The following is a 1203-nucleotide window of genomic DNA, read 5'->3' as shown; positions in this document are numbered from 1 at the left end:
TTTATCAACAATTGCCGTAAGACCCCTTCCTTTAGGTGTGGGATGTAAGGCAAGTATTTTTTAGTTTAGGATTTTTTACGCATGAAAACCCTCAAGTTACGAATTCGAGATAAGCACGCTAAGGCACTGGACGAATTAAGTCGTTCGGTGAATTTCGTGTGGAATTACGTTAATGACTTGAGTTACACGCATTTGCAGCGCACGGATAAGTTCTTTTCGGCTTATGATTTAAGCGAGTACACCAAAGGCAGTGGTGAGTTTTTAAACTTACACAGTCAAACGATTCAGGCGGTGAATGAAACGTATGCAAAGAGTCGTAAGCAATTTCGTAAAGCGAAGTTAGCATGGCGTACTAATCATCCAAAGGCAAAACGTAAATCGCTTGGTTGGATTCCGTTTAAGAAGTCGGCCATTAAGCACGTGGCTTCCCGTCAGATGGGATTGAAAAGTTTAAAAAAGCACCTTGCAGCTAAGCCTAGGCAAAGGCAATCAGCTCATGATTGATCTGTGGGATAGTTATAACTTAAGCTTGTACAGCATCAACACACTAGAGATTGTGCAAGATAGCCGTGGGCGTTGGTATGCGTGTATCACAGTAAAAGACTTCCCTAAAAAAACGTGTGGTACAGGTAAAGTCGGGATTGATTTAGGGTTAAGTTCGGCAGCGGTGGCATCCAATGGTGATACCTTAGAAACGAAACAAACACAGCAGTGGGCTAAACCCTTAGCCATTGCACAAGGTGCAAGGAATAAAAAGCGAGTTAAGGCGATTCATGCTAAGATAAAAAACACTCGACAACATATGATTCATCAATTCACCACTAAGCTAGTGAAAGAGAACGCTTTGATTGTGGTGGGTGATGTAGCGAGTAATCAATTTAACAGTAAGAAATCAGAACTAGCCAAGTCCGTCTATGACGCTGCTTGGTTTGAAATCAAACGGCAATTGACTTATAAATGCGAGCACGCAGGTTGCCGTTTTGAGGTCGTATCAGAACGATACACTACCCAAACGTGTTCGTGCTGTGGCAATCGTGACAGCAGTCCGAAAGGTAGAGCAGGTTTGCGAATAAGAGAATGGACGTGTGCGCAGTGTGGCACAAGGCATGATCGAGATATCAACGCCAGTCGGAACATTCTTGCGGTCGGGCTTGGCCGTCTGGAAGCAGGAATCCCATCCCTTTAGGGAGGGGAGGAAGTCAA

Annotated in this window: 2 protein-coding genes; both read left to right on the top strand. The window is 44.1% G+C overall.

The window, feature by feature from the left end; genetic code table 11:
• Window positions 1-81 precede the first annotated feature (81 nt).
• Complete coding sequence (locus tag HMPREF3179_RS12355; RefSeq protein WP_210398739.1) at window positions 82-504, top strand: hypothetical protein; 423 nt, start codon at window positions 82-84, stop codon at window positions 502-504.
• Complete coding sequence (locus tag HMPREF3179_RS12350) at window positions 497-1186, top strand: RNA-guided endonuclease InsQ/TnpB family protein (protein ID WP_210398738.1); 690 nt, start codon at window positions 497-499, stop codon at window positions 1184-1186. Before HMPREF3179_RS12355 ends, HMPREF3179_RS12350 begins: the two co-directional genes overlap by 8 nt.
• Window positions 1187-1203: the final 17 nt, after the last annotated feature.

It is taken from the genome of Oligella sp. HMSC09E12 (genome assembly GCF_001808505.1).
GTDB classification, from domain to species: Bacteria; Pseudomonadota; Gammaproteobacteria; order Burkholderiales; family Burkholderiaceae_B; genus Oligella; species Oligella urethralis.
The sequence above is the reverse complement of the archived record's forward strand: the minus strand, read 5'-3'. Positions and strand labels throughout refer to the sequence as shown.

Bases quoted from the DNA above. Each gene is read 5' to 3' on its own strand.
- HMPREF3179_RS12355 (WP_210398739.1), top strand. From the start codon at position 82: ATGAAAACCCTCAAGTTACGAATTCGAGATAAGCACGCTAAGGCACTG.
- HMPREF3179_RS12350 (WP_210398738.1), top strand. From the start codon at position 497: ATGATTGATCTGTGGGATAGTTATAACTTAAGCTTGTACAGCATCAAC.